Source organism: Winogradskyella aurantiaca (assembly GCF_003362725.1).
Taxonomy (GTDB): domain Bacteria; phylum Bacteroidota; class Bacteroidia; order Flavobacteriales; family Flavobacteriaceae; genus Winogradskyella_A; species Winogradskyella_A aurantiaca.
Map to the genome: position 1 here is coordinate 205261 of NZ_QKTV01000001.1, position 22165 is coordinate 227425.

General features: G+C 38.3%; 19 protein-coding genes and 1 tRNA gene. 10 read left to right on the forward strand and 10 right to left on the reverse strand.

Annotated elements, in window-relative coordinates:
• The first annotated feature begins 4 nt into the window (after nt 1-4).
• Complete coding sequence (locus tag DN064_RS00960) at nt 5-838, forward strand: OmpA family protein (protein ID WP_115460740.1); 834 nt, start codon at nt 5-7, stop codon at nt 836-838.
• Here DN064_RS00960 and DN064_RS00965 read toward each other — a convergent pair whose 3' ends face one another.
• From DN064_RS00965 to rpiB, 3 genes are read right to left on the reverse strand one after another with little or no spacing between them, the layout of a single operon-like run.
• Nucleotides 839-1282 (reverse strand): GNAT family N-acetyltransferase, encoded by a 444-nt coding sequence (locus tag DN064_RS00965; protein WP_115460741.1) that lies wholly within the window; start codon nt 1280-1282, stop codon nt 839-841. It lies immediately after the preceding gene.
• A 2-nt stretch (nt 1283-1284) separates the two neighbouring features.
• Entirely contained in the window at nt 1285-2196 is a 912-nt protein-coding gene (locus tag DN064_RS00970; RefSeq protein ID WP_115460742.1) for a cation diffusion facilitator family transporter, read from the reverse strand.
• 41 nt (nt 2197-2237) lie between these two features.
• Nucleotides 2238-2672, reverse strand: coding sequence for a ribose 5-phosphate isomerase B (gene rpiB / locus DN064_RS00975; RefSeq protein ID WP_115460743.1), 435 nt, complete (start codon nt 2670-2672; stop codon nt 2238-2240).
• A gap of 550 nt (nt 2673-3222) precedes the next feature.
• On the opposite strand from rpiB, the gene rnr reads away from it, so the two are divergent.
• From rnr to DN064_RS00995, 4 genes are all read left to right on the forward strand, one after another.
• The gene (gene rnr, locus DN064_RS00980) at nt 3223-5442 is read left to right on the forward strand and encodes a ribonuclease R (protein WP_115460744.1); all 2220 of its coding nucleotides are present in this window, start codon (nt 3223-3225) and stop codon (nt 5440-5442) included.
• A gap of 30 nt (nt 5443-5472) precedes the next feature.
• Nucleotides 5473-6147, forward strand: a complete 675-nt coding sequence (locus tag DN064_RS00985) for a head GIN domain-containing protein (protein WP_115460745.1) — start codon at nt 5473-5475, stop codon at nt 6145-6147.
• 38 nt (nt 6148-6185) lie between these two features.
• Entirely contained in the window at nt 6186-6866 is a 681-nt protein-coding gene (locus DN064_RS00990; RefSeq protein WP_115460746.1) for a LysE family translocator, read from the forward strand.
• Between the two features lie 102 nt (nt 6867-6968).
• Entirely contained in the window at nt 6969-7622 is a 654-nt protein-coding gene (locus tag DN064_RS00995) for a hypothetical protein (protein WP_115460747.1), read from the forward strand.
• A gap of 37 nt (nt 7623-7659) precedes the next feature.
• Here DN064_RS00995 and DN064_RS01000 read toward each other — a convergent pair.
• From DN064_RS01000 to DN064_RS01010, 3 genes are all read right to left on the reverse strand, one after another.
• Nucleotides 7660-7730 (reverse strand) — tRNA-Cys (locus tag DN064_RS01000).
• A gap of 51 nt (nt 7731-7781) precedes the next feature.
• Nucleotides 7782-8141 (reverse strand): dihydroneopterin aldolase, encoded by a 360-nt coding sequence (folB, locus tag DN064_RS01005; protein WP_115460748.1) that lies wholly within the window; start codon nt 8139-8141, stop codon nt 7782-7784.
• Nucleotides 8142-8351, reverse strand: coding sequence for a zinc ribbon domain-containing protein (locus tag DN064_RS01010; RefSeq protein WP_198659386.1), 210 nt, complete (start codon nt 8349-8351; stop codon nt 8142-8144).
• A gap of 96 nt (nt 8352-8447) precedes the next feature.
• Between DN064_RS01010 and DN064_RS01015 the strand changes: the two genes are divergently transcribed.
• Nucleotides 8448-10454 (forward strand): glutamine--tRNA ligase/YqeY domain fusion protein, encoded by a 2007-nt coding sequence (locus DN064_RS01015; protein WP_115460750.1) that lies wholly within the window; start codon nt 8448-8450, stop codon nt 10452-10454.
• 8 nt (nt 10455-10462) lie between these two features.
• Here the strand turns inward: DN064_RS01015 and DN064_RS01020 are convergent, their stop codons facing one another.
• From DN064_RS01020 to DN064_RS01035, 4 genes are all read right to left on the reverse strand, one after another.
• Complete coding sequence (locus tag DN064_RS01020; protein ID WP_115460751.1) at nt 10463-10984, reverse strand: hypothetical protein; 522 nt, start codon at nt 10982-10984, stop codon at nt 10463-10465.
• Nucleotides 10974-11906: an SPFH domain-containing protein gene (locus DN064_RS01025; RefSeq protein ID WP_115460752.1), complete on the reverse strand. Its 933-nt coding sequence runs from the start codon at nt 11904-11906 to the stop codon at nt 10974-10976. Before DN064_RS01025 ends, DN064_RS01020 begins: the two co-directional genes overlap by 11 nt.
• 151 nt (nt 11907-12057) lie before the next feature.
• On the reverse strand, nt 12058-13581 hold the full coding sequence (gene gltX, locus DN064_RS01030) for a glutamate--tRNA ligase (RefSeq protein WP_115460753.1): 1524 nt from the start codon (nt 13579-13581) through the stop codon (nt 12058-12060).
• A gap of 319 nt (nt 13582-13900) precedes the next feature.
• Nucleotides 13901-14950, reverse strand: a complete 1050-nt coding sequence (locus DN064_RS01035; protein ID WP_115460754.1) for an alkane 1-monooxygenase — start codon at nt 14948-14950, stop codon at nt 13901-13903.
• A gap of 82 nt (nt 14951-15032) precedes the next feature.
• On the opposite strand from DN064_RS01035, the gene DN064_RS01040 reads away from it, so the two are divergent.
• From DN064_RS01040 to DN064_RS01055, 4 genes are all read left to right on the forward strand, one after another.
• Nucleotides 15033-18620, forward strand: coding sequence for a DUF4175 family protein (locus tag DN064_RS01040; RefSeq protein WP_232827328.1), 3588 nt, complete (start codon nt 15033-15035; stop codon nt 18618-18620).
• Nucleotides 18607-19020: an rRNA maturation RNase YbeY gene (ybeY, locus tag DN064_RS01045; protein WP_115460755.1), complete on the forward strand. Its 414-nt coding sequence runs from the start codon at nt 18607-18609 to the stop codon at nt 19018-19020. Before DN064_RS01040 ends, ybeY begins: the two co-directional genes overlap by 14 nt.
• 76 nt (nt 19021-19096) lie before the next feature.
• On the forward strand, nt 19097-20968 hold the full coding sequence (gene mnmG, locus DN064_RS01050; protein ID WP_115460756.1) for a tRNA uridine-5-carboxymethylaminomethyl(34) synthesis enzyme MnmG: 1872 nt from the start codon (nt 19097-19099) through the stop codon (nt 20966-20968).
• Nucleotides 20969-21012: 44 nt separating this feature from the next.
• Nucleotides 21013-21876 (forward strand): class I SAM-dependent methyltransferase, encoded by an 864-nt coding sequence (locus tag DN064_RS01055; RefSeq protein WP_232827329.1) that lies wholly within the window; start codon nt 21013-21015, stop codon nt 21874-21876.
• The last annotated feature ends 289 nt before the right edge of the window (nt 21877-22165 follow it).

The following is a 22165-nucleotide window of genomic DNA, read 5'->3' on the forward strand; positions in this document are numbered from 1 at the left end:
AGCGATGAGAAAGCTTACCTTTTTACTGTTATGCTTTTTTCAATTGGCCCTATCCCAAAAAGAGGTCAGACACGAGGTATACTTTGAAACCGACAAGTACAATATTCCCGAAACTGAGAAGAATCGCCTTTTATTATTTCTTGCCGAAATAGATACCATAGATATTCAGCGTATTGAAATTTATGGGTTCACAGATGATCGTGGTAGTGATGATTATAACCTCGTTCTTTCCAGCCAAAGAGCACAATCTATTAAAGATGTCTTCTCTAATAATGAGTTGGACGAATCGTTAATTTCCAATGTCGATGGAAAAGGTGAAATTCTTCTAAAAATTGTCAAAGAAACCGATGTACAAAAAATCAGAGGTCTTAATAGAAAAGTAGAGATCATTGTTTACCCTTATGATCCACCTAGAGAACGACCTGAAAAAGTACCTGAAAACGCTAAAGAGCGATTAGCAGGAGACTTAAAAGTTGGTGATAAAATTCTATTAGATAATTTACTTTTTGAAACTGGATACTCATACTTAGTACCTACCTCAAGACAGGTCCTTGATGATATTGCCGAAATTCTAAAAGAACGAACTGATATTTACTTCACCATTGAAGGGCATGTCTGCTGTACTTATGGAGAACGGGATGCTATTGATCGTAAAACCAAAAAAAGAAACTTATCTGTCGCTAGAGCGAAATTTGTCTATGACTATCTTCTTGAAGCAGGTGTTAGTCGATTACGAATGAAATACGTTGGACAAAGACGTAAGTTTCCACTAGGGGGCGAACCAGAATTTGATCGTAGAGTTGAAATATTAGTGACTGGAATCGGGAAATCAGACTAACTAGTTTCGTATCATATTAATATGAGGAATACCGTCTTCAAGGTACCCCTCTCCTACTTCTTTAAATCCTAGATTATTATAAAATTTCTTCAAATAAGTTTGAGCTGATATTCGTATTTCAAACTTCTTTAAGACATCATTTATGAACGTAATTGATGCGTTCATAATATCATAACCTGCCCCTGAACCTCGTGCTTTTTCCCTGACCACAACACGTCCGATACTAGATTCATTAAAGTAATCACCAGGCTTAAACAGTCTTGTGTACGCAACAAGTTTATTATTATCATATCCTAAAACATGAACTGCTTTTTGATCTTTACTATCTATATCCTGATATACACAATCTTGTTCTACCACAAACACCTCGGATCGTAAACGCAATAATTCATATAACTCGTTTATAGAAAGCTCATCAAAGTATTTTATTCTAATAGATAACATCATTAATCTTGTACTATAACTTGTTTAGAATCACATTTCCCAAATTCTGGTTGAATGGTAACATGGTTAATGTCATACTTCTCATGCATTAGTTCTTCTATTTGTTCTAATAACGATTCGAAGGTAGAAATCTTAATATCTTCATTAAAGTCGATATGTGCTTCTAGATGCACTTCATCTTCATTGAGTTGCCATACATGCAAGTGATGCACGTTTTGTACATTGGGAAATTGTTGCATATCCTTTACAATCTCAGGAACTGGAATACCCTCAGGAGTAAACAGCATTAATACCTTAGTGGAACTAATTAATAGATTATACCCCATTACAATAAGATAAATTGCAATAGCAAGTGTAAGAAGACTGTCCACCCAAAATACTTGATAATACTTCATTAGTACGCCTCCTACTAACACCGCTACACTAGCCATTAAATCGGTTAGTAAATGCAAATAGGCAGATTTTAGATTCATATTATCTTTAGAATTAGATCTAAGTAATAAGACACTAAATCCATTTCCTAAGATAGCAATAACGGATAACCAAATAACCAGATTAGATTCTACTTCTTGCGGATTTTGAAACCTTTTAAACGCTTCAATAATTAATAGAACAGCGATAACTATTAAGGAAGCAGCATTGATAAAGGCGGCTAAGATCTCTGAGCGTTTATAACCAAAGGTACGCTCATACGAAGCTTTCTTTTTCACCAGCTTATTCGCAATAAAACTAATGATCAAGGATAGAACATCCGTGAAATTATGCAAGGCATCACTTAAAAGGGCTAAACTTCCAGAAACGATACCTCCAATTACTTGAGATAGGGTAATGGCAATATTAAGGAAGATAGAAATAAGTAAATTTCTACCATTTAATTCATTCGGGTGATGATGATGATGATGTGAATGCCCCAATTTTAATCTTTAACATGATAAAAGCAGGCATAAATACCGCTTTAACAACTTAAAGGTATCTTATTTACACGATTTTGATGCCTTCCACCTTCAAATTCTGTATTTAAAAATGTGTCAACCATTTTAAGTGCTTGTGGTATAGCCGTATATCTGGCAGGAATACAGATAATATTCGCATTGTTGTGCTGACGGGTTAATGCTGTTATTTCATTCATCCAACAAATACCAGCCCTTACATTTTGGTACTTATTAGCCGTCATGGCTACTCCATTAGCACTGCCACAAATAAGAATTCCAAAATCCACCTTCCCTGAATCAACATCCTTAGCCACAGGGTGTACAAAATCAGGGTAATCTACAGAATCAAAGGTATCAGTTCCATAATTAGTTACGGTAATACCTTTTGCTTCAAGATGTTTTACAATAGCAGCTTTATACTCAGGACCAGCATGGTCGTTTCCAATGGATATTGTCATTTGTAATCGTATTTTTTAATGAAGCAAAATTACGAATTAGTTAGCGGAGGTTAACAGCATCTTTAATATGTTGTTAATAGATGTTCAAAACTTATCACAACAAAAGTTTTGATTTCAGTTAAATAATTACATATGCGAATTGGAAACAAAAATCAAAATAATAAGTCTACTATTTTCATGAAAGATATCAGCATAAAAAATGAAGAAATCAACAGCAATTTTAAAAATTCAATATCAACTTCTATTCAAAAAAATTAATGTCAACAACTGTTAATTAAAAAATTGAAACGCTTGAAAATGAAGGACTACTAAAGTTAAGTTAATGTTAACAACACATTGACAAACTGTAAACCTTTTAAAATCAAAATTTATTAAACAAAAGTTTTAAGCCCTATTAACAAGCTATCATAATAGACAGTTTTAATTTTAAAAAAGAAAAAAGAATATTAATATATAATTCTATAGTTGATAAACTTTTCTTCGGTTTAATAACGTAGTTTTGTTAGGGTTAAGAGTATCTGACTTTTACGTTATATTTTATCTTTAAAAGATGCCCAGAAAAAAGAAACGAAATTCAAGAAACAGAATTTCAAATCTCAGTAACACCATTCTTTCCATTTTAAAAAAAGACCGAAACAAGTCTTTTAATTATAAACAAATTGCCGCTATTCTTGGTGTTAATGATGCTAGTAGCCGTAATCAAATTATCAAGAAGCTTCAACAGTTAAAAATTAAAGGTGAGATAAGAGAAGTCGAGCGCGGACGTTTTAAAGTCATTTCTAATACTGTTTACCACAAGGGAATACTCGATTTATCTGCCACAGGATCTGGGTACATTATTTCAGACGAATTTAAGGAGGACGTGTTTATTGCATCCAATAACATTAATCGCGGATTGGACGGGGATGAGGTAGAGTTTTATGCTTATAAACGACGAAAAAATGGGAGAATCGAAGGTGAAATTACCCAGGTATTAAAGCGTGCAAAAACGGAATATGTTGGAACAATCCAACTTTTAAAAAAATATGCTTTTGTAATACCTGATAGCCGGAATATGTACAAGGATATTTTTGTTCCTATCAATAAAATTAAAGATGCAGAGGAGGGTGATAAGGTTCTTGTTGAACTTAACGATTGGCCGGAAGATGCCGATTCTCCTTATGGTAAAGTATTAAAGGTACTTGGTAAACCAGGTGAACACAGCACTGAAATCCATAGTATTTTAGCTGATTATGGATTGCCTTATGAATTTCCGCATGAAGTTGAACAGTATGCAGATAGTTTAGATACTTTAATAAAAGAAGAAGAGGTTGCGAAGCGCCGGGATATGCGGTCTGACCTTACTTTTACTATAGATCCTAAGGATGCTAAGGATTTTGATGATGCCTTATCCTTTAAAAAACTAGGTAAAAACCTCTTTGAAATTGGAATTCACATTGCTGATGTTTCACATTACGTAAAGCCTAATACAGTTTTAGATGATGAAGCTTATGAGAGAGCCACTTCGGTGTATTTAGTGGATCGAGTGGTACCTATGCTACCTGAAGTTTTATCTAATAATGCTTGTTCATTACGTCCTAAAGAAGATAAATATACCTTCTCAGCTGTGTTTCAAATGAATTCAAAAGCAGAGCTTAAGAACCAATGGTTTGGAAGGACTGCCACACATTCTGATGCTCGATTTGCTTATGAAGAAGCACAAGCAATTATCGAGGCAAATCCTATATTTAGCCTTTCTAATACTGAATCAGATTCAAATCCAATACAGACCAACATACCAAAAGAAGTATCACTTACAGGAAAATCATATGACACCGCTACTGAAATAGCAGAGGCTATTATGGTTTTAGACCGTTTGGCTAAAAAAATGCGTTTGCAACGCATGCATTCAGGGGCTATTTCTTTTGATAAGGTAGAGGTCAAATTTAATTTAGACAACGAGGCCAATCCAATTGGGGTGTTTTTTAAAACGAGTAAGGACGCAAACAAGCTAATTGAAGAATTTATGCTTTTAGCTAATAAAAAGGTGGCTGAGTATATTGGAAAGCAAAGTCCTAAAAAAACCTTTGTCTATCGCGTTCATGATGAACCAGACGAAGCTAAGTTGTATCAACTTCAGAATGTTGTAGGTCGTTTTGGTTATCAACTTAATTTTAGTAATCGGAAGAATATTTCGGCGTCATTGAACAACCTCTTAAAAGAAGTGGTTGGAAAGAAAGAACAAAACTTGGTAGATACTTTGACCATACGTTCTATGAGTAAGGCAGAATATACAACTCAAAACATTGGTCATTACGGTTTGGCATTTGACTATTATTCGCATTTTACGTCGCCGATAAGACGCTATCCAGATGTTATGGCACACCGCTTGTTACAGCATTATTTAGATAATGGCTCCTCCCCTAACGCTGAGGTTTATGAAGAAAAATGCAAACATTCCAGTAACATGGAATATTTAGCCACTAAAGCAGAACGCGATTCTATAAAGTACATGCAGATTCGTTTTATGCAGGATCATTTGGATGAAGAATTTAAAGGGGTTATTTCTGGCGTGACCGATTGGGGAATTTATGTTGAGATTATATCAAACAAATGTGAAGGCATGGTAAGTGTACGAGATATGACTGATGATCGTTATGATTTTGATGAAGAACAATATGCCCTGGTTGGTAGATCATCAGGAAAAGTGTATCAGCTTGGAGAAGAAGTGATGGTGAAGGTTAAAAACACCGACTTAATTAAGAAACATCTGGATTTTTATTTAATTTAAAAAGCATAAATCATTAATCGAAAATAAATTATGAAACAAATTATCTATTATCTGCTGGTTGTGGTAACTGTTACGGTTCAGGGACAAAGCACTATTGAAAAATCCCTTGGAGATTTTAGCACCTTAAAAGTGTACGATTTAATTAATGTTGCAATGATTAAATCCGATGAGAATAAGGCAGTTATTAAGGGTAGTGACAAAGAAGAAGTGGAATTTGTTAATAGGAATGGTAAACTAAAAATTAGAATGGATCCTGAGCACGCATTTAATGGTGATGGTGTTGATATAACACTTTACTTCAAATCTGTTGACGTTGTTGACGCTAACGAGGGTGCTAGAGTAAAAATTAAACAAGCTATTAAACAATATGAGATAGATTTAAAAACCCAGGAAGGTGCCTATATAGAGGCCGAGCTTGATGTTACTTACGCTAATATTAGAGCGGTTACTGGGGGTATTGTACATACGACAGGTACAGCAAAAAACCAGGATGTTTCCGTTTATACAGGTGGTATTTATGAAGGTGAACAGATGTCATCAGAATTTAGCGAAGTCAGTATTCAAGCAGGGGGAGAGGTCTCTGTTAATTGTTCTGATCGTTTAGAGATTAAAATAAAGGCTGGTGGTGATGTTTATATATACGGAAACCCTAAAATGGTGGATGAAAAAAGAGTTTTTGGAGGCCGTGTAAAACGTGTGGATTAAGTAGTCTCTTTTATTATTTTTGTGACAAACCCCATGCTTTGTTATTAGACGATATATTAGCGGCCATTCCATTTGGTATTTTACTAGCGTTTACGATAGGCCCAGTATTTTTTGTCTTATTGGAAACTAGTGCCACCAAAGGTTTTGCTAGCGCTGTCATTTTTGATCTTGGCGTGGTTCTAGCAGATATAGTATTTATTTTTCTAGCCTTTTTCAGCACTAATAAACTACTTGAAAAGATAAAGGACGATCCCAATTTTCTGGTGTTTGGCGGTGTTTTATTAATTGTTTACGGGTTAATTTCTTTTATTAAAACATCCAAATCTTTCAGATCCATTGTAAGAGATTATCAAAAAGTAAAAATAAAGAAGGGGTACTGGAAGCTTTTTGTCAAAGGGTTTTTACTCAATTTTATCAATATAGGTGTGCTTCTAGGCTGGTTAGGTTTTATTGTTATTGGCACTTCGATAACTTCCTCAGAAAATGGTGTTTTGGTTTTTATAAGCACGATGATTATCACCTATTTTATTACAGATTTGGTAAAAATTGCAGCGGCAAAACGCCTGAGAAACCGTTTAACTCCAAAACGTATTTTTAAGACTAAGAAAATTGTAGCCTTAGTTATTCTAGGTTTTGGCATTCTTTTGCTCTCACAGGGTCTATTTCCAGAATTATTTGAGGAAGGAAAAGAGCAAATTCAAAAAGTGCAATCCTATTAAGTTGAATAACGTTAAAGATTCCACAAACATTTTTATTGGCACGTTTCTTGATGTATATTCCTACACTTAAATCATTAGTTAACCAAGTAATCTAAAATCATCATGAAAAAAACAATCATCACCACAGTAATGGCATTTCTAGTCATGTGCACTTTTGGTCAAAGCAAGAAAGATCACTATGTCTTTCCAGAATTTAAAGAAGCTGTGGCCGTCTTTAAAGACGGTTCTGAGCAGACTGGCTATTTAAACTATAATGGGCTTACAAAAAACTTTGCTCTTTTGAAGGATGGTGAAATAAAATCTGTTTCTAAGAAGGACGCCGAAAATGTAGACATGGTCTACATCGAAAACAGAAAGTTTATCTACCGAGGCGACCAGTTTTATGAGATTATTTTTAGAACTTCAAAAGTAGAGTTACTCGTTGAGTATAATGCCACTTTAAAAACGAATACCGAAGGCCGTAATGCCTACGGTAGTTCGTCTCAAACCACGTCGACCCAAGTTGTTTCCACCGTTGAAAATTCTAGTGTGGTTTTAAACACTGACCTACCAGAAGCTTACAGTGTTGAAATGAAACTGAATTACATCTTAACAGATAAAAAAGGCACAGAAATTTTTAAGAGTCTTAATCAAATAAAAAAACATTACGCGAAGCATAAAAAGCAATATAAAGCTTACGTAAAGGCAAAAGATGTGGACTTTTACGACCCCGCAAGCGTCGGGGCACTTATATCGTATTTGAAGTCTCTTAGCTAAATAAAAAAAGCCTCTTCAATTCGAGAGGCTTTTTTTGAGGCGTCTAGCGGATTCGAACCGCTGTAAAAGGTTTTGCAGACCTCTGCCTAGCCACTCGGCCAAGACGCCAATAATAGAGGGCAAATGTAAAAAAAATAACTCTAGGAAGCTATTACTATCCTATTTTTTGGATTGACCCATTCGCACACTAACTTGTTGCACATCTCCACCAATTGGGGGATTAATTTTGCTCACGGTGATCTTTGCTTTTCTAACCATATCACTAGCTTCAAATATGCGATTAAGAATGCGTTGAGCAACGTGTTCGAGGAGTTTTGAAGGAATGGCCATCTCCTCTTTTACAATCCGGTTGAGCAGTACATAATCAACAGTGTCAATTAAATTATCGGACTCAGCAGACCTCTTTAAATCAGCCTTAACCGTAAGGTCTACTCTGTAATCACTTCCAATTGCGGTTTCCTCCTTAAGACATCCGTGATAGGAGTAGGTCCTTATATTTTCTAACAGTATTTCTCCCATTTAATTGGTAAATAGATCAAAGATATTACTCAGAGCACTGGTCTTAGCCTTAAAAAACTCGGTATAAGTGCAACGCTCGCATGTAATAGAGGTATATTTTTCTGTTTGTACATCAAAAATCTTGGAGAGGGTTCCTCCGGCAGCTCTCATTTGTCCTGTCTCATAGGTGCGATTGCCGCATTTTGGACACTTATAATTCAACTGATTCATAATTTGTGGATTAGTAAATTAGATACCTTAAAAATAACTTGAAAATCCCAGATTTCCTTACTTTTGCCCTCATTATCACAGCTATAGTCGTTACGAATGTCAGAAGAAATAAAGTCACTCAATTTTATTGAGCACATTATTGAAGAAGATCTTAAAAATGGTCTGGACAGGAGCCAATTAAAGTTTCGGTTTCCGCCGGAACCTAATGGCTATTTGCACATTGGCCATACTAAGGCAATTGGTATTAGCTTTGGGCTAGGGGAGACGTATAACGCCCCGGTGAATCTTAGATTTGATGATACCAACCCCGCCAAAGAAGAACAGGAATATGTAGACGCAATTAAACGCGACATTGAGTGGCTGGGTTATAAGTGGGCAGAAGAATGCTATTCGTCCGACTATTTCCAGCAACTTTACGATTGGGCTGTACAAATGATAAAAGATGGTTTAGCATATGTGGACAGCCAGTCCTCAGAGGCCATAGCAGAGCAAAAAGGTACTCCAACCGAACCGGGTATTAATGGTCCGTTTAGAGATCGTTCTGTTGAAGAGAATTTAGATCTCTTTTCACGAATGAAGGATGGTGAATTTGATGCCGGGGCACATGTGCTTAGAGCAAAAATAGACATGACACACCCCAACATGCTAATGAGGGACCCTATCATGTACCGTATTTTACACGCAGCTCATCATAGGACAGGCGAAGATTGGTGCATTTATCCCATGTACGACTGGACACACGGTGAGAGCGATTATTTAGAACAAATCTCACACTCATTATGCTCTTTGGAATTTAAACCCCACAGACCACTTTATAATTGGTTTAGAGATCATGTGCATTCTTACAGTAAGGATAACTTGCCATTACCTCCTAAACAACGTGAATTTGCTAGATTAAATCTCAGTTATACGATCATGAGCAAGCGTAAACTGTTGCTCCTGGTTGAGGAGGGTATTGTTAGTGGTTGGGATGATCCAAGAATGCCTACTATTTCAGGATTGAGAAGACGCGGTTATACACCTAATTCTATTAGAGAATTCATTGATCGGGTAGGGGTGGCGAAGCGAGAAAACATAATTGATGTGGCTCTTCTTGAATTTTCTGTGAGAGAAGACTTGAATAAAACTGCCAACCGGGTAATGGGCGTTTTGGATCCTTTAAAGTTGGTCATAACCAATTATCCGGAGGATAAAGTAGAGTGGCTTGATACTGAAAATAACCCCGAAAACCCAAAGGCAGGTAATAGAAAGATTCCATTTACCAGGGAAGTATTTATTGAAAGGGAAGATTTTAGGGAAGAAGCTAACCGTAAATTTTTCAGACTAAAACTTGGTGGTGAAGTGCGCTTAAAAAGCGCCTACATTGTAAAAGCAGAATCTGTTGTTAAAAATGAATCGGGGGATATCATTGAGGTTCATTGTACTTACAGTGAAGACAAGGAGAAGCGCGTAAAAGGAACCTTGCATTGGGTGTCTGTTCCACACGCTATAACTGCAGAAATAAGAGAGTACGATCGTTTGTTCTTGGATGAAGCGCCAGATGCGGACAAAAACAAAGACTTCATTGAATTTATTAACCCTAATTCTCTTCAAGTTAAAACCGGATATTTGGAACCAAGCCTTGCCGATGCCAAGGTTGGTGCGCATTTTCAATTTCAACGCATTGGTTATTTCAATGTGGACCCCGACACTAAAGAAGGCAAGTTAGTATTCAACAAAACCGTTGGATTGAGAGATGGCTGGACCAAACAGAACGATACAAAGCCGACGGTTGAAGCGAAGGCGCATGCTCAAAAACAACAACAAAAATCACCTGTAAGCCTCTTGCAGCAATTTGGAAAAAAGTATCCCAATCTTCCTGAAGAGAAGCGCTTAAAAGTGAGAGAGGAATTGGTAAATCTGGCCGCTCAGGTTTCCTATGAGGACCTGGAACCACTGTTTGGAACGGCTGTGAAGAAAGTAGGAACCAGAATTGCCACGATGATTGTGCTGGCAGAGCTCATAAAAAATGGCCTCGCTAAAAACGAAGCCATTAATACTTTTATTAAAAAGGCACTTGAAGACAAGAACCATTTACTGGTTGAGGAAGCGAGTGCTGTCTAGACTTGCTTTTAGTTTTTAACCGGTTCCATATCCACTTGGTCATCCGGAATATCCATTTCCGTTTTAAAATCGGGGAGGATTTGGCTAGTTAAACCAGGGTTTTTAAGCTGTTTCGCTTCAATAAATTTCCAGTGTTTTGCATTATCATCATAAATGCCTAACAAGTGGCTTGTAGATTTAAGCCGTTGCCCAGACATGACCATGACATTATAACTTTTAACTAAGCAACGCGACTGCCCTTGTTCTTTAACGATCTCAGAAACTTCAAGAATTTCCGCTCTTTCGATTTTAAAGCCCTGAGACTTCATAGTGTCGTATGTTTGAACAATGGTGTTTTTCGCATTCTCCTTACCCCCCATAACCTCAATTATTTCGGGAAGGGTATACTTTAAAACTGTGTCAAAGTCTTCCGAAAGCGTTCCTTCGGCAGCCATCTGAGCATCTTTAAGAGCGTCCTCTTTCGTCTGTGCGAAACCCAGAGCTATGGTTAATATTAGTAAGAGTGTTGTTGCAATAGATTTAATTCTCATCTTCTTTCTTTTTGTTTTTAGCTTGTTTCATGGCTTCACCAATTTGATTGCTAGCAGTGAAACTAGCTACCATGTTGTTGAGCATATCGCTACCCGCTTGCGGTGAATTGGGCAGCAAGATAAGATTACTATTGGTTTCTTCACCTATAGATTGTAAGGTATCGTAATGCTGGGTCACCACAATTAAAGCGGAGGCTTCCTGAGAGTTGATACCCACCTTGTTGAGTACTTCAACAGACTCCTCAAGCCCACGGGCAATTTCACGACGCTGATCGGCAATACCCTGCCCTTGTAATCGCTTGCTTTCAGCTTCGGCTTTGGCCTTTTCTACGATTAATATACGGGCAGCATCTCCCTCAAATTGTGCAGCAATTTTTTCGCGCTCAGAAGCATTAATTCGGTTCATAGCGGCTTTTACCTGAGCATCTGGGTCAATGTCTGTTACCAGGGTTTTAATGATGTCGTAACCGTATTCAGACATGTATTCTTGTAGCTCCCGCTTCACAGCAATAGCAATATCATCTTTCTTTACAAAGACATCATCCAATTTCATTTTAGGAACCTCAGCGCGTACTACGTCAAAAACAAAAGAGGTTATTTGATCGTGTGGATATTCAAGCTTATAAAAGGCGTCATATACCTTATCGCGAATAACCACATATTGTACCGATACTTTGATCTTAACAAATACGTCATCCAAGGTCTTGGTTTCAACAATAACATCGAGCTGTTGAATTTTTAGACTTAAACGCCCCGCGACCCTGTCTACTAAAGGAATTTTCATTTGAAGACCTGATTGTCGAATACTTTGGTAGCGACCAAAGCGCTCGATAATAGCAGCTGTTTGTTGTTTAACAATAAAGAAGGAGCCAACCAGAATAACGACCCCAACAAAAATTACTGGATATAGAAATAAACCCATGGTATTAATGATGGTTAAGGATTAAACAATGCAGACTTAAAGATACGCCTATATTCAAAGAAAAGGACAGGAATCTGTTGAAATAAAAAATTTCAAACGTCTATATTATTAGTGTGTAAAACGAGAATTTGTTACACTTTACCCAAAGGCCTTAAGCTTGCGCCACTTCTAAAAACGTGTCAAGACGCTTCACACATTCGTTTTTACCAATCATAAACATGATATCAAACACATCAGGACCTTTTAAATCACCAACTAAGGCGAGCCTTAATGGCATCATGACCTTTCCAAATCCAATGCCCTGGTCTGTGATCCAGTCTTTAATCTTGGCCTCCAGATTTTGAGCGGTGAATTCTCGAGTTCGTGTAATTATATGAATTACCTGTTGAAGAATATCTGCAGTTTCTTCTTTAAATCCTTTTTTAAGGGCTTTAGGGTTGTAATCCACTGGAGCTTCAAAAAAGAAACTACTCAAATCCCAAAAGTCGCTGACAAAAGTCGCACGCTCTTTAATAAGGCCTACGATCAAAGCCACATAGTTAATATCAATATCAGCTAAAGCCGAAGTATGAGATTTAAAGCTTTCTGCTAATTCCAAATCCAGTTTGGTTTGTAGGTAATGGTGGTTAAACCATTTGGTCTTTTCAGGATCGAAACGCGCTCCGGATTTATTGACTCTGGCCAAATCAAATGACGACACCAACTCCTCGAGGCTAAATAATTCCTGCTCGGTGCCAGGATTCCATCCTAAAAGCGCCAGAAAATTAACAACCGTTTCCGCAAAGTAGCCATCTTCTTTATAGCCCCGCGAAACATCACCAGATTTGGGATCAGTCCATTCTAAAGGAAAAACAGGGAAACCTAATTTATCCCCATCGCGCTTGCTTAGTTTTCCTTTACCCACAGGTTTAAGAATTAGTGGTAAATGCGCAAATTCTGGACTGGCCCAGCCAAAAGCCTCATATAACAACACATGAAGCGCTAAAGATGGCAGCCACTCTTCACCACGAATTACATGTGAAATTTCCATAAGATGATCGTCCACGATATTTGCCAGGTGATAGGTAGGCATACCGTCACTCTTAAACAGGATTTTATCATCCAGAATGTTGGTATCAATACGCATATCTCCTCTTATGATGTCCTTTAATTCAAGAATTCGGTCCTGAGGGGACTTAAATCGTACCACATAGGGTTCGCCGGAAGCAATTCTCGAAGCCACTTCCTCTTCGCTAAGTACGAGAGAGTTAACAAGCCGTCCTTTTTCTCTGTTATGCCAGTTGTAAATAAAGGTCTTACCATTGGCTTCGTGGTCTTTCCTGTGGGCATCTAATTGCTCGGACGTATCAAAAGCGTAGTAAGCCTTGCCAGAGGCAAGGAGCTCATCAGCGTAGCGTATATAAAGATGCTTGCGTTCACTTTGTCTGTACGGGCCATACCCTCCATCTTTTTCAGGCCCTTCATCGTAGGGAATGCCAGACCAATTAAGGGACTCAGTAATATATGCTTCAGCACCCTCTACGAAACGGTTTTGATCGGTGTCTTCTATGCGAAGCACAAAATCTCCTTGATGTTTTTTAGCAAACAAATAGTTGAATAAAGCCGTTCTTAAGCCGCCAATATGAAGCGGACCAGTTGGGCTGGGAGCAAATCTTACACGTACTTTCTGAGCCATGAGTGTGATTAAATTTTTTGCAAAGATAGACCTATAATACAGCGCTGCAAAACAGAGTGTTTAAGACTGCAAAATTTTTGGCACCGCAATAAGACCCAACCAGATAAGCGCTATCACAATTCCCAATTATAAAAGCATGATTAAAAAGACATAAGCATGACTTCTTGTTGTAAAAATCCAGGGAAACTTCTCCTTAAAATGGGGTTGCTTTTTCAAAACCAGATCATTGATCCAAACATGTAGGTATTTAAAAAGGTAAAAGGATGCAAAAGCAATGACCGAGGCAACAATATTGAATGTTAATTTGGGATCTATGGGCCTATATCTTAGCCAGTCTCATAGATTCGGGAACACGACGGTTCATCAAGTTAAACCAAATAGGTGGCAGCATGGCAATCACCATGGACGTTGGGTAACCAAAAGGTAGTTGCGGACTAGTATCGTGACAGTCCAAAATCTGATACTTTTTCGAAGACTTAAAGTGGTGATCACTGTGTCTTGTAAGTTCATAAAGCACAATTCTGCCAATAACATGATTGGAGTTCCACGAGTGCATTTCTTTGACCCGCTCATAGCGGCCCGATTTAGTTTTCATGCGCCTTAAGCCATAGTGCTCAATGTAGTTAACGGTTTCTAGTAATAAGAACCCAACAATGCCTACTAACAATGCAAAAACAGCTATAGAACTTCCCCAAATAAGATACACCGTAAGCAAATACAAAATCTGGAACAAAACATACCAAATCATATCGTTCTTTATGGAAATAAACGGAAGCGATTGCTGCTTTAATAGTTTGGATTGTATGGCCCAGGCACTTGAGTATTGTCTAAAGGTAGAGGTCATCCAAAACGAATAGACCGACTGGTTGTATTTAGCGGTAGCTGGATCTTCAGGAGTTGCAGCATGCAGGTGATGACCATAATTATGTTCAATATAAAAGTGCATGTAGAACGAAGGAAGCAGTAAGAGTTTGCCAATAAAGCGTTCATTGGTCTGCTGCCGGTGACCCAATTCATGGGCCACATTAATGCCGTTAACCCCTAACACAATACCAACAGAAAAGATTAGGCCCGCATATTCGTAGGATTCCAGATTTTGCTGACTCAGGAGAATAAATGAGCCGATCAACAAGCCAAATACGATGGGGACATTGAGGTATAGGAGCCAATCAAACACCTTATTTTTTAGACGATTTTTAGAGTCATCTTCACTCAAATTTGAGGGATCAACCGGAAACAGGACTTCCAAAACAGGAATGAGAACAAAGGTGTAAACCGGTGTAGCCCATAGCCACCAGTCTTGTAAACTCAAGCCTAAAACAGCTGTTAATGGGATGGAAAAAGCCATTAGGTATTTAAAGTCGCTCATGAGATAAAATTTGGTGTTTGTAGTTCATTTGGGGCCACAGCATTCAATCTTTAATTAACACAATCTTACCAAATTTAAGAAAATGATAATAAAATATTGTCGTAGTTTAGTTGTAGACAAGGGGGCTATGGGAAGTTTTGAGCTGATAAAAGAGAAATTAGAGGGGTTTATCCGGAAGTATTATTTGAACGACCTGATCAAGGGCGCGATTCTATTTCTAGCTTTCGGGTTGCTGTACCTGCTTGCCACTGTCTTTGTTGAGTATTTATTGTGGTTGGAATCTGGCTGGAGAACCTTGCTATTTTGGTGCTTTGTTGTTGTCGAGCTTTTCTTGTTTGGGAGGTTTATTGCACTTCCTCTGGCTAAGTTGTTTAAGCTAAAATCCGGTATCAGTTATGATGAGGCCTCGAAAATTATTGGAGAACACTTTCCAAATGTCAACGATCGCCTGCTCAACGTCCTACAATTGAGCAAGAATAAGACCCAGTCAGACCTCTTGCTGGCGAGTATTGATCAAAAATCACGAGAACTAGAACCCATTCCATTTAAAACCGCAATTGACTTTAAGGCCAACATCAAATACACACGGTATATGGCAATACCTGTGGTTATACTATTACTGTCATTGCTAACTGATAACTTTAATTGGTTTAGCAACAGTTATGAGCGTGTGGTCAATTACCAGACTGCTTACGAGCCACCGTCACCATTTCAATTTTTTATTGTCAACGACAACCTCGAGGCGATCGAGAACGCTCCATTTGTCTTGGAGGTGCGTACCTCAGGCTCCGTAATTCCTGAAGCGGTGCAATTACAGTACAATAACGAATCTTACTTCCTGCAACCAAAAGGTAATGGGCAGTTTCAGTTTGTATTTACACAATTAACAGATGATATTATTTTCGAGCTGTATGCCAACGAGGTTAATTCGCAGCCTTACGAGTTAAAGGTGCTGAAAACACCAAGTTTAGAGTACTTGGAAATGGAACTGCAATACCCAAGACATACTGGTAAACAAAACGAAATTATTAAAAGTAGCGGAAACGCTATAGTACCAGAGGGCACTACAGTGAATTGGAATGTAAAAACTAGAGAAGCATCAGAAGTAAAGATCTATGCACAGGATACACTGCAATTCACTCAGGAAGAACAAAACGCGTTTAAGGCACAAAAGCAGCTATTTTCTAACTATGCTTATGCTTTGGTGTCTAGTAATTTAAATCTTAAGGACTATGAGCGTTTGGCCTATAATGTGAAGGTGGTGAAGGATGCCTATCCAGAATTGAGTATTAAAAGCAAATTAGATTCTTTGGATCAGCAGACGCTTTACTTTTTTGGACAAGCTAGTGATGATTATGGTTTACGCGCACTTAATCTGGTCTATTACGAGGTTAATAACCCTGAAGTTGAACAGCGTGTCAAACTACCAATTGGTGCGGGTAACTATTCGGAGTTTGTTAATGCGTTCCCAGATCAAATTGAGCTAAAAGAAGGGGTGCCTTATGAGCTTTATTTTGAGGTTGTGGACAACGATCGTATACATGGCTTTAAAAGCACCAAAAGTCAGCTGTTTAGTTACAGAAAACGCACTGCAGAGGAAGAACAGACCCAGCAACTTCAGCAACAAAGTGAGACCATTAAGAAAATGGATGATACCTTTAAGAAACTTGATGATCAGGACAAGAAGCTGGAGGAATTCTCTAAGACCCAGAAGGAAAAAGAAGCGCTTAATTTCAATGACCGAAAGAAGTTTCAGAATTTCCTCAAACGACAGAAGCAGCAGGAAGAACTCATGAAGAGTTTTAACAAGAACCTTCAGGAAAACCTTCAGGAGTTTAACAAGGAAGAGCAGGACCCCTTTAAAGAAGAATTGCAACAGCGCCTAAAGGATAATGAGCAGCAACTGGAGAAAGATGAGAAATTGTTGGAGGAGCTGGAGCGCATGCAGGATAAGATCAACAAAGAAGAATTTAGCCAGAAGTTAGACGAACTGGCCAAGCAGAATAAGAATAAAAAGCGCAGTATGAAGCAGCTTTTAGAGTTGACCAAGCGCTACTATGTGGCTAAAAAAGCCGAGAAGGTTCAGGGGGAGCTGGAACAATTGGCAGAAGAACAAAAGAAACTGTCAGAAGACGAGCGCAATAATAGTTCCAAGAATCAGGAAAAGCTCAATGAAGAATTTTCAAAGATTAGAGATGATCTAGATAAATTAAAGAAAGATAATAGTGCACTACAAAAGCCAATGAGCCTCCCAGAAGATAAGCTCACAGAAGAGCGTATAGAGAAGGATCAGCAAGATGCGACTGAGCAATTGGAAAAGAAAGAAAGCGAGCAAAGTGATAAAGGAGGGCAGCCTGAAGAAATGAAGGACCAGGAGGAACAGAAAAAAGCACAACAAAAGGCACAGCAGAAGCAGAAGGCAGCAGCTCAGAAAATGAAAAAGATGAGCGATAACCTTAAAAAGATGCAGCAGTCTGGCGGCGGTATGGGTGGTGCCCAGCAGATGCAAGAAGATGCAGAGATGCTAAGGCAGATCCTGGACAATCTGGTGTTGTTTTCATTTGACGAAGAAAAGTTAATGAATCAGTTTAAGTCCATTGATATTGATAACAATCAATACGGTAAATACATTGTGGACCAAAGCACCTTACGTACGCATTTTGAGCATGTGGATGACAGTTTGTTTGCCTTGTCATTAAGGCAGCCTAAATTATCTGAAAATGTCAACAAGCAGATATCTAATGTCTATTTCAACATAGATAAGGCCTTAGGGCAGTTATCTGAGAACAGGCTGTATCAAGGTATCTCCTACCAGCAATACACCATCACTGCAGCTAATGAATTGGCTAGTTTTTTAAGTGATATGCTGGATAATATGGAGCAACAACTGAACATGATGCCTGGCTCAGGCGGCGGGTCAGGTGAGCAGCTGCAAGATATTATTATTAGCCAGGAAGAGTTGAATAAAATGATGCAGGAAGGCATGGAAAAAGCACAAGGCCAGGAAAGCGGCAATCAAAGTGAGAACAAAGGGAAAGGTGAAGGTGAGGAAGGAGAACAAAAAGGCGAGCAGCAAGGAGAGAACGGTGAAGAAGGCCAAGAAGGAAATGAAGGTGAAGAAGGAGAAAACGGAGAGCAAGGAGAAGGTGGAAAAGACAGTAATGACGGAAAAAACGGTGGCGAAGGAGATGGTAAAAACGGAGATGGTAATTCTGATAATAATGGTTATGGTGAAGGAAACTCTGAAGAAATGAATAAAGAACTGTATGAGATCTATCAGAAGCAACAACAATTAAGACAAGCGCTAGAAAATAAGATTCAAGAATCTAGTGGTGAAACCCAGCAGGAGATCAAAAACTTAATTGAGAAAATGGAAGAGGTGGAGTTAGATCTAATCAATAATGGCTTTACCAATCAAACCATGGAAAAGATGCTTGATTTGCAGCATCGCCTGCTCAAATTAGAGAACGCCACTTTTCTTCAAGGTAAAGAAGAACGACGGGAATCTGAAACCAATTTAAAGCAGTTTGAAGGCAGTAATAGCAGCTTGGAAAAGGCTAAAGAATATTTTAATAGAACCGAGGCCCTAAATAGGCAAACTTTACCGCTTAAGGATAATTACAAGAAGAAGGTGCAACAGTACTTTAAGACCAACAATGATCAGTTATAACATCGACTATCCTTTTGAACTGTTGGATGAGGATAAATACTCCCATTGGATACAAGGTACAATTGAGTTAGAATCTCATGAATTGGGTGAGTTAAGCTACACCTTTGTAACAGACGATGTCTTACACCAAATGAACGTTGACTATCTGGATCACGATACCTTGACAGATATTATTTCTTTTGACTATACAGTAGGAAAAGTAATACAGGGCGATGTTTTTATTTCGGTTGATCGGGTTAAGGATAATGCCAAGGATTTTGAAGTGGATTTTGAAAATGAGTTGGCGCGTGTAATGATTCATGGTGTACTTCATTATTGTGGCTATAAAGACAAGACGGATTCTGAGAAGGAGCTGATGAGGTCTAAAGAGAACTTCTATCTGGGGCTTTTAGCTAAATAATTGTATTTCAACGTATATTTGCAGACTTTTAATTTGGACGGATGAATTGTTCCACGTGGAACATAAAGATTAAAAAATGTTTCAAACTGAATATGATGTTATAGTAGTTGGTGGTGGACATGCTGGTAGTGAGGCTGCGACTGCGGCTGCCAATATGGGCTCTAAGACCATTCTAATTACAATGAATCTTCAGAACATTGCCCAGATGTCATGCAACCCTGCTATGGGTGGAATTGCTAAGGGGCAAATTATAAGAGAGATTGATGCACTTGGTGGCTACAGTGGTATCGTAAGTGATACCAGCGCCATTCAGTTTAAAATGTTGAACAAGTCTAAGGGTCCAGCTATGTGGAGTCCCAGGGTGCAGAGTGATCGTATGCGTTTTGCTGAGGATTGGCGACTCTTGTTGGAGCAAACACCTAATCTTGATTTTTATCAGGAAATGGTAACCGGATTACTAATTGAAAAAGACCAATTGGTTGGTGTGCGAACTTCTTTGGGTGTTGAAGTAAAGGGTAAGTCTGTTGTTTTGACTAATGGGACTTTTTTAAATGGTCTTATTCATATTGGCGAAAAAAATTTTGGCGGAGGTCGTGCTGGTGAAAAGGCGGCAACAGGTATTACGGAACAGTTAATGGATTTGGGATTTGATTCCGGTCGTATGAAGACTGGAACTCCACCACGTGTGGATGGGCGATCCTTAAACTACGATCTAATGATTGAACAACCTGGTGACGTCAACCCAGAGAAGTTCTCATATCTGGATGTCACCAAACCATTAACAACCCAACGGTCTTGTCATATGACCTACACCAGTGGTGAGGTACATGATTTGTTGCGAGAAGGCTTTGATCGATCCCCCATGTTTAATGGTAGAATTAAGAGTATTGGCCCGCGTTATTGTCCTTCTATAGAAGATAAGATCAATCGCTTTGCAGACAAAGATCGCCATCAGATTTTTGTAGAGCCGGAAGGCTGGAATACGGTGGAAGTTTATGTGAATGGGTTCTCAACCTCACTCCCTGAGGATGTACAATTCCACGCTTTGCGTAAAGTAAAAGGTTTTGAAAATGTCAAGTTCTTTAGACCCGGATATGCCATCGAATACGATTATTTTCCACCCACACAATTGAAACATACGCTGGAAACAAAGTTGGTTGACAACTTGTTTTTTGCAGGTCAAATTAACGGAACTACAGGATATGAAGAAGCGGCCTCTCAAGGTTTAATGGCCGGTATTAATGCTAGTTTAAAGGTGCAGGAACGAGAAGCCTTTACCTTAAGGCGTGATGAGGCGTACATAGGTGTATTGATTGATGATTTAATTACTAAGGGTACTGAAGAACCGTACCGTATGTTCACCTCTAGAGCCGAATATCGTACACTGTTGCGTCAGGATAATGCCGATTTTAGATTAACTCCAAAAGGATATGAACTAGGTATCGCTTCGGAAGCACGTTTAAGACGCATGGAGGAAAAGCAAAAACAGTCTGAGGATTTTGTAACCTTTTTTAAGAATACTAGCGTCGCACCAGAAGAGGCCAATCCGGTTTTAGAAGCTAAGAATTCAGCACCGGTCAAGCAGAAGGATAAGATGTTTAAAATTTATGCGCGTCCTAATATTAATTTCGAGGACATGAAACAATTCCAGGAAGTGCAGGATTATTTAACGGCGAATGATTTGGATAATGAGGTGATAGAGCAAACTGAAATTCAAGTGAAATATGCGGGTTATATCGCCAAGGAAAAGAATAATGCCGATAAGCTGAGCCGCCTTGAAAACCTAAAGATCCCTGCTAATTTTGACTATTCCGTTTTAAAATCCATGAGTATGGAAGCGCGAGAGAAACTAAAAAAGATCCAACCGGTTACGGTTTCTCAGGCATCAAGAATTAGCGGTGTCTCACCTAATGATATTTCTGTATTACTGGTATATTTAGGCCGATAATAAGACATGTTCCACGTGGAACATTATAAATTTCCTCTGTTTTTTTGAAACATCCCAACACATTTCAGGTTATTGATCAATCGGTATCTAAAGAGTCTTTTACGCTTGAGTATGATGAAGACCTGGACATGTACGCTACAGTTCCGCAACCATCTTTAGAGGACCTACCGCGTTATTACGAAAGCGAAGATTACATTTCTCATACCAGTAGCCAGCGCAATTTATTTGAGCGTGTCTACCATATGGTTCGTTCTTATATGTTAGGATCTAAATTAAAATTGGTGTCTAAACACAGTAGGGGAAAGGGTCAACTCTTAGACATTGGTTGTGGCACAGGAGATTTTTTATTAACAGCTAAAAAAGCTGGCTGGCAGGTGAGGGGAATCGAACCCAATGTTCAGGCCAGAGAATTGGCTAAGGACAAAGTTGAAGACGTATTTGAAGTGGAGCATCTACTTAGTTTAAAAGAACAGTCGTTTGATGTGATCACTCTCTGGCATGTTTTGGAACATTTGCCAAAGCTGGAAGAGCACCTTAAAATTTTACAGCGACTTGTTAAACCTAATGGCCTTTTGGTGATCGCCGTCCCTAATTTTAAGTCTTATGATGCCCAGCACTATAAAAATCATTGGGCGGCTTTTGATGTACCTAGACATTTATGGCATTTTTCTAAAGCTTCAATTCAGAAATTATTGGGGCAATACGATTTTGAATTGTTTAATACCAAACCTATGTGGTTTGATTCTTTTTATGTGAGTATGCTTTCTGAAAAACAAAAGGGGTCTCAATTAGGATTTCTAAAAGGGGCTTGGACAGGAATGATTTCAAACCTAAAGGGCCTAGGATCCAAAGAGTACTCATCGCATATTTATCTTTTAAGGCCTAAAACTCAAAATAAGCCCTTTTAAGCGTTTTTCAACCAAGGGGTCGCAAAAGTATATTCTGCAATTTTGAAGTGGTCTAAAAACACTGTTTTACAACATGACATGTTATAAGCTACGTTTATAGTAAATCGAAAAAAGCATAGGTTTTGTCTATTATGCAAAAATTAGCTATTTAGCTTCTGAATGGTTCGTTACAACAGCTTTCAAAAATCAATTACTTTAAACTACTTCCCCAAAAATCCAATTTGTAGTTTTGTAGGAAATGTATAATGAAAATAAACACATTTGTGTTTATTTAGTTGTTGTGAGCAAG

Bases quoted from the DNA above. Each gene is read 5' to 3' on its own strand.
- DN064_RS00960 (WP_115460740.1), top strand. From the start codon at position 5: ATGAGAAAGCTTACCTTTTTACTGTTATGCTTTTTTCAATTGGCCCTA.
- DN064_RS01040 (WP_232827328.1), top strand. From the start codon at position 15,033: ATGATAATAAAATATTGTCGTAGTTTAGTTGTAGACAAGGGGGCTATG.
- DN064_RS01035 (WP_115460754.1), bottom strand. From the start codon at position 14,950: ATGAGCGACTTTAAATACCTAATGGCTTTTTCCATCCCATTAACAGCT.
- ybeY (WP_115460755.1), top strand. From the start codon at position 18,607: ATGATCAGTTATAACATCGACTATCCTTTTGAACTGTTGGATGAGGAT.
- gltX (WP_115460753.1), bottom strand. From the start codon at position 13,581: ATGGCTCAGAAAGTACGTGTAAGATTTGCTCCCAGCCCAACTGGTCCG.
- DN064_RS00965 (WP_115460741.1), bottom strand. From the start codon at position 1,282: ATGTTATCTATTAGAATAAAATACTTTGATGAGCTTTCTATAAACGAG.
- DN064_RS01010 (WP_198659386.1), bottom strand. From the start codon at position 8,351: ATGAATCAGTTGAATTATAAGTGTCCAAAATGCGGCAATCGCACCTAT.
- mnmG (WP_115460756.1), top strand. From the start codon at position 19,097: ATGTTTCAAACTGAATATGATGTTATAGTAGTTGGTGGTGGACATGCT.
- DN064_RS01025 (WP_115460752.1), bottom strand. From the start codon at position 11,906: ATGGGTTTATTTCTATATCCAGTAATTTTTGTTGGGGTCGTTATTCTG.
- DN064_RS01015 (WP_115460750.1), top strand. From the start codon at position 8,448: ATGTCAGAAGAAATAAAGTCACTCAATTTTATTGAGCACATTATTGAA.
- rpiB (WP_115460743.1), bottom strand. From the start codon at position 2,672: ATGACAATATCCATTGGAAACGACCATGCTGGTCCTGAGTATAAAGCT.
- DN064_RS01020 (WP_115460751.1), bottom strand. From the start codon at position 10,984: ATGAGAATTAAATCTATTGCAACAACACTCTTACTAATATTAACCATA.
- DN064_RS00995 (WP_115460747.1), top strand. From the start codon at position 6,969: ATGAAAAAAACAATCATCACCACAGTAATGGCATTTCTAGTCATGTGC.
- rnr (WP_115460744.1), top strand. From the start codon at position 3,223: ATGCCCAGAAAAAAGAAACGAAATTCAAGAAACAGAATTTCAAATCTC.
- folB (WP_115460748.1), bottom strand. From the start codon at position 8,141: ATGGGAGAAATACTGTTAGAAAATATAAGGACCTACTCCTATCACGGA.
- DN064_RS00985 (WP_115460745.1), top strand. From the start codon at position 5,473: ATGAAACAAATTATCTATTATCTGCTGGTTGTGGTAACTGTTACGGTT.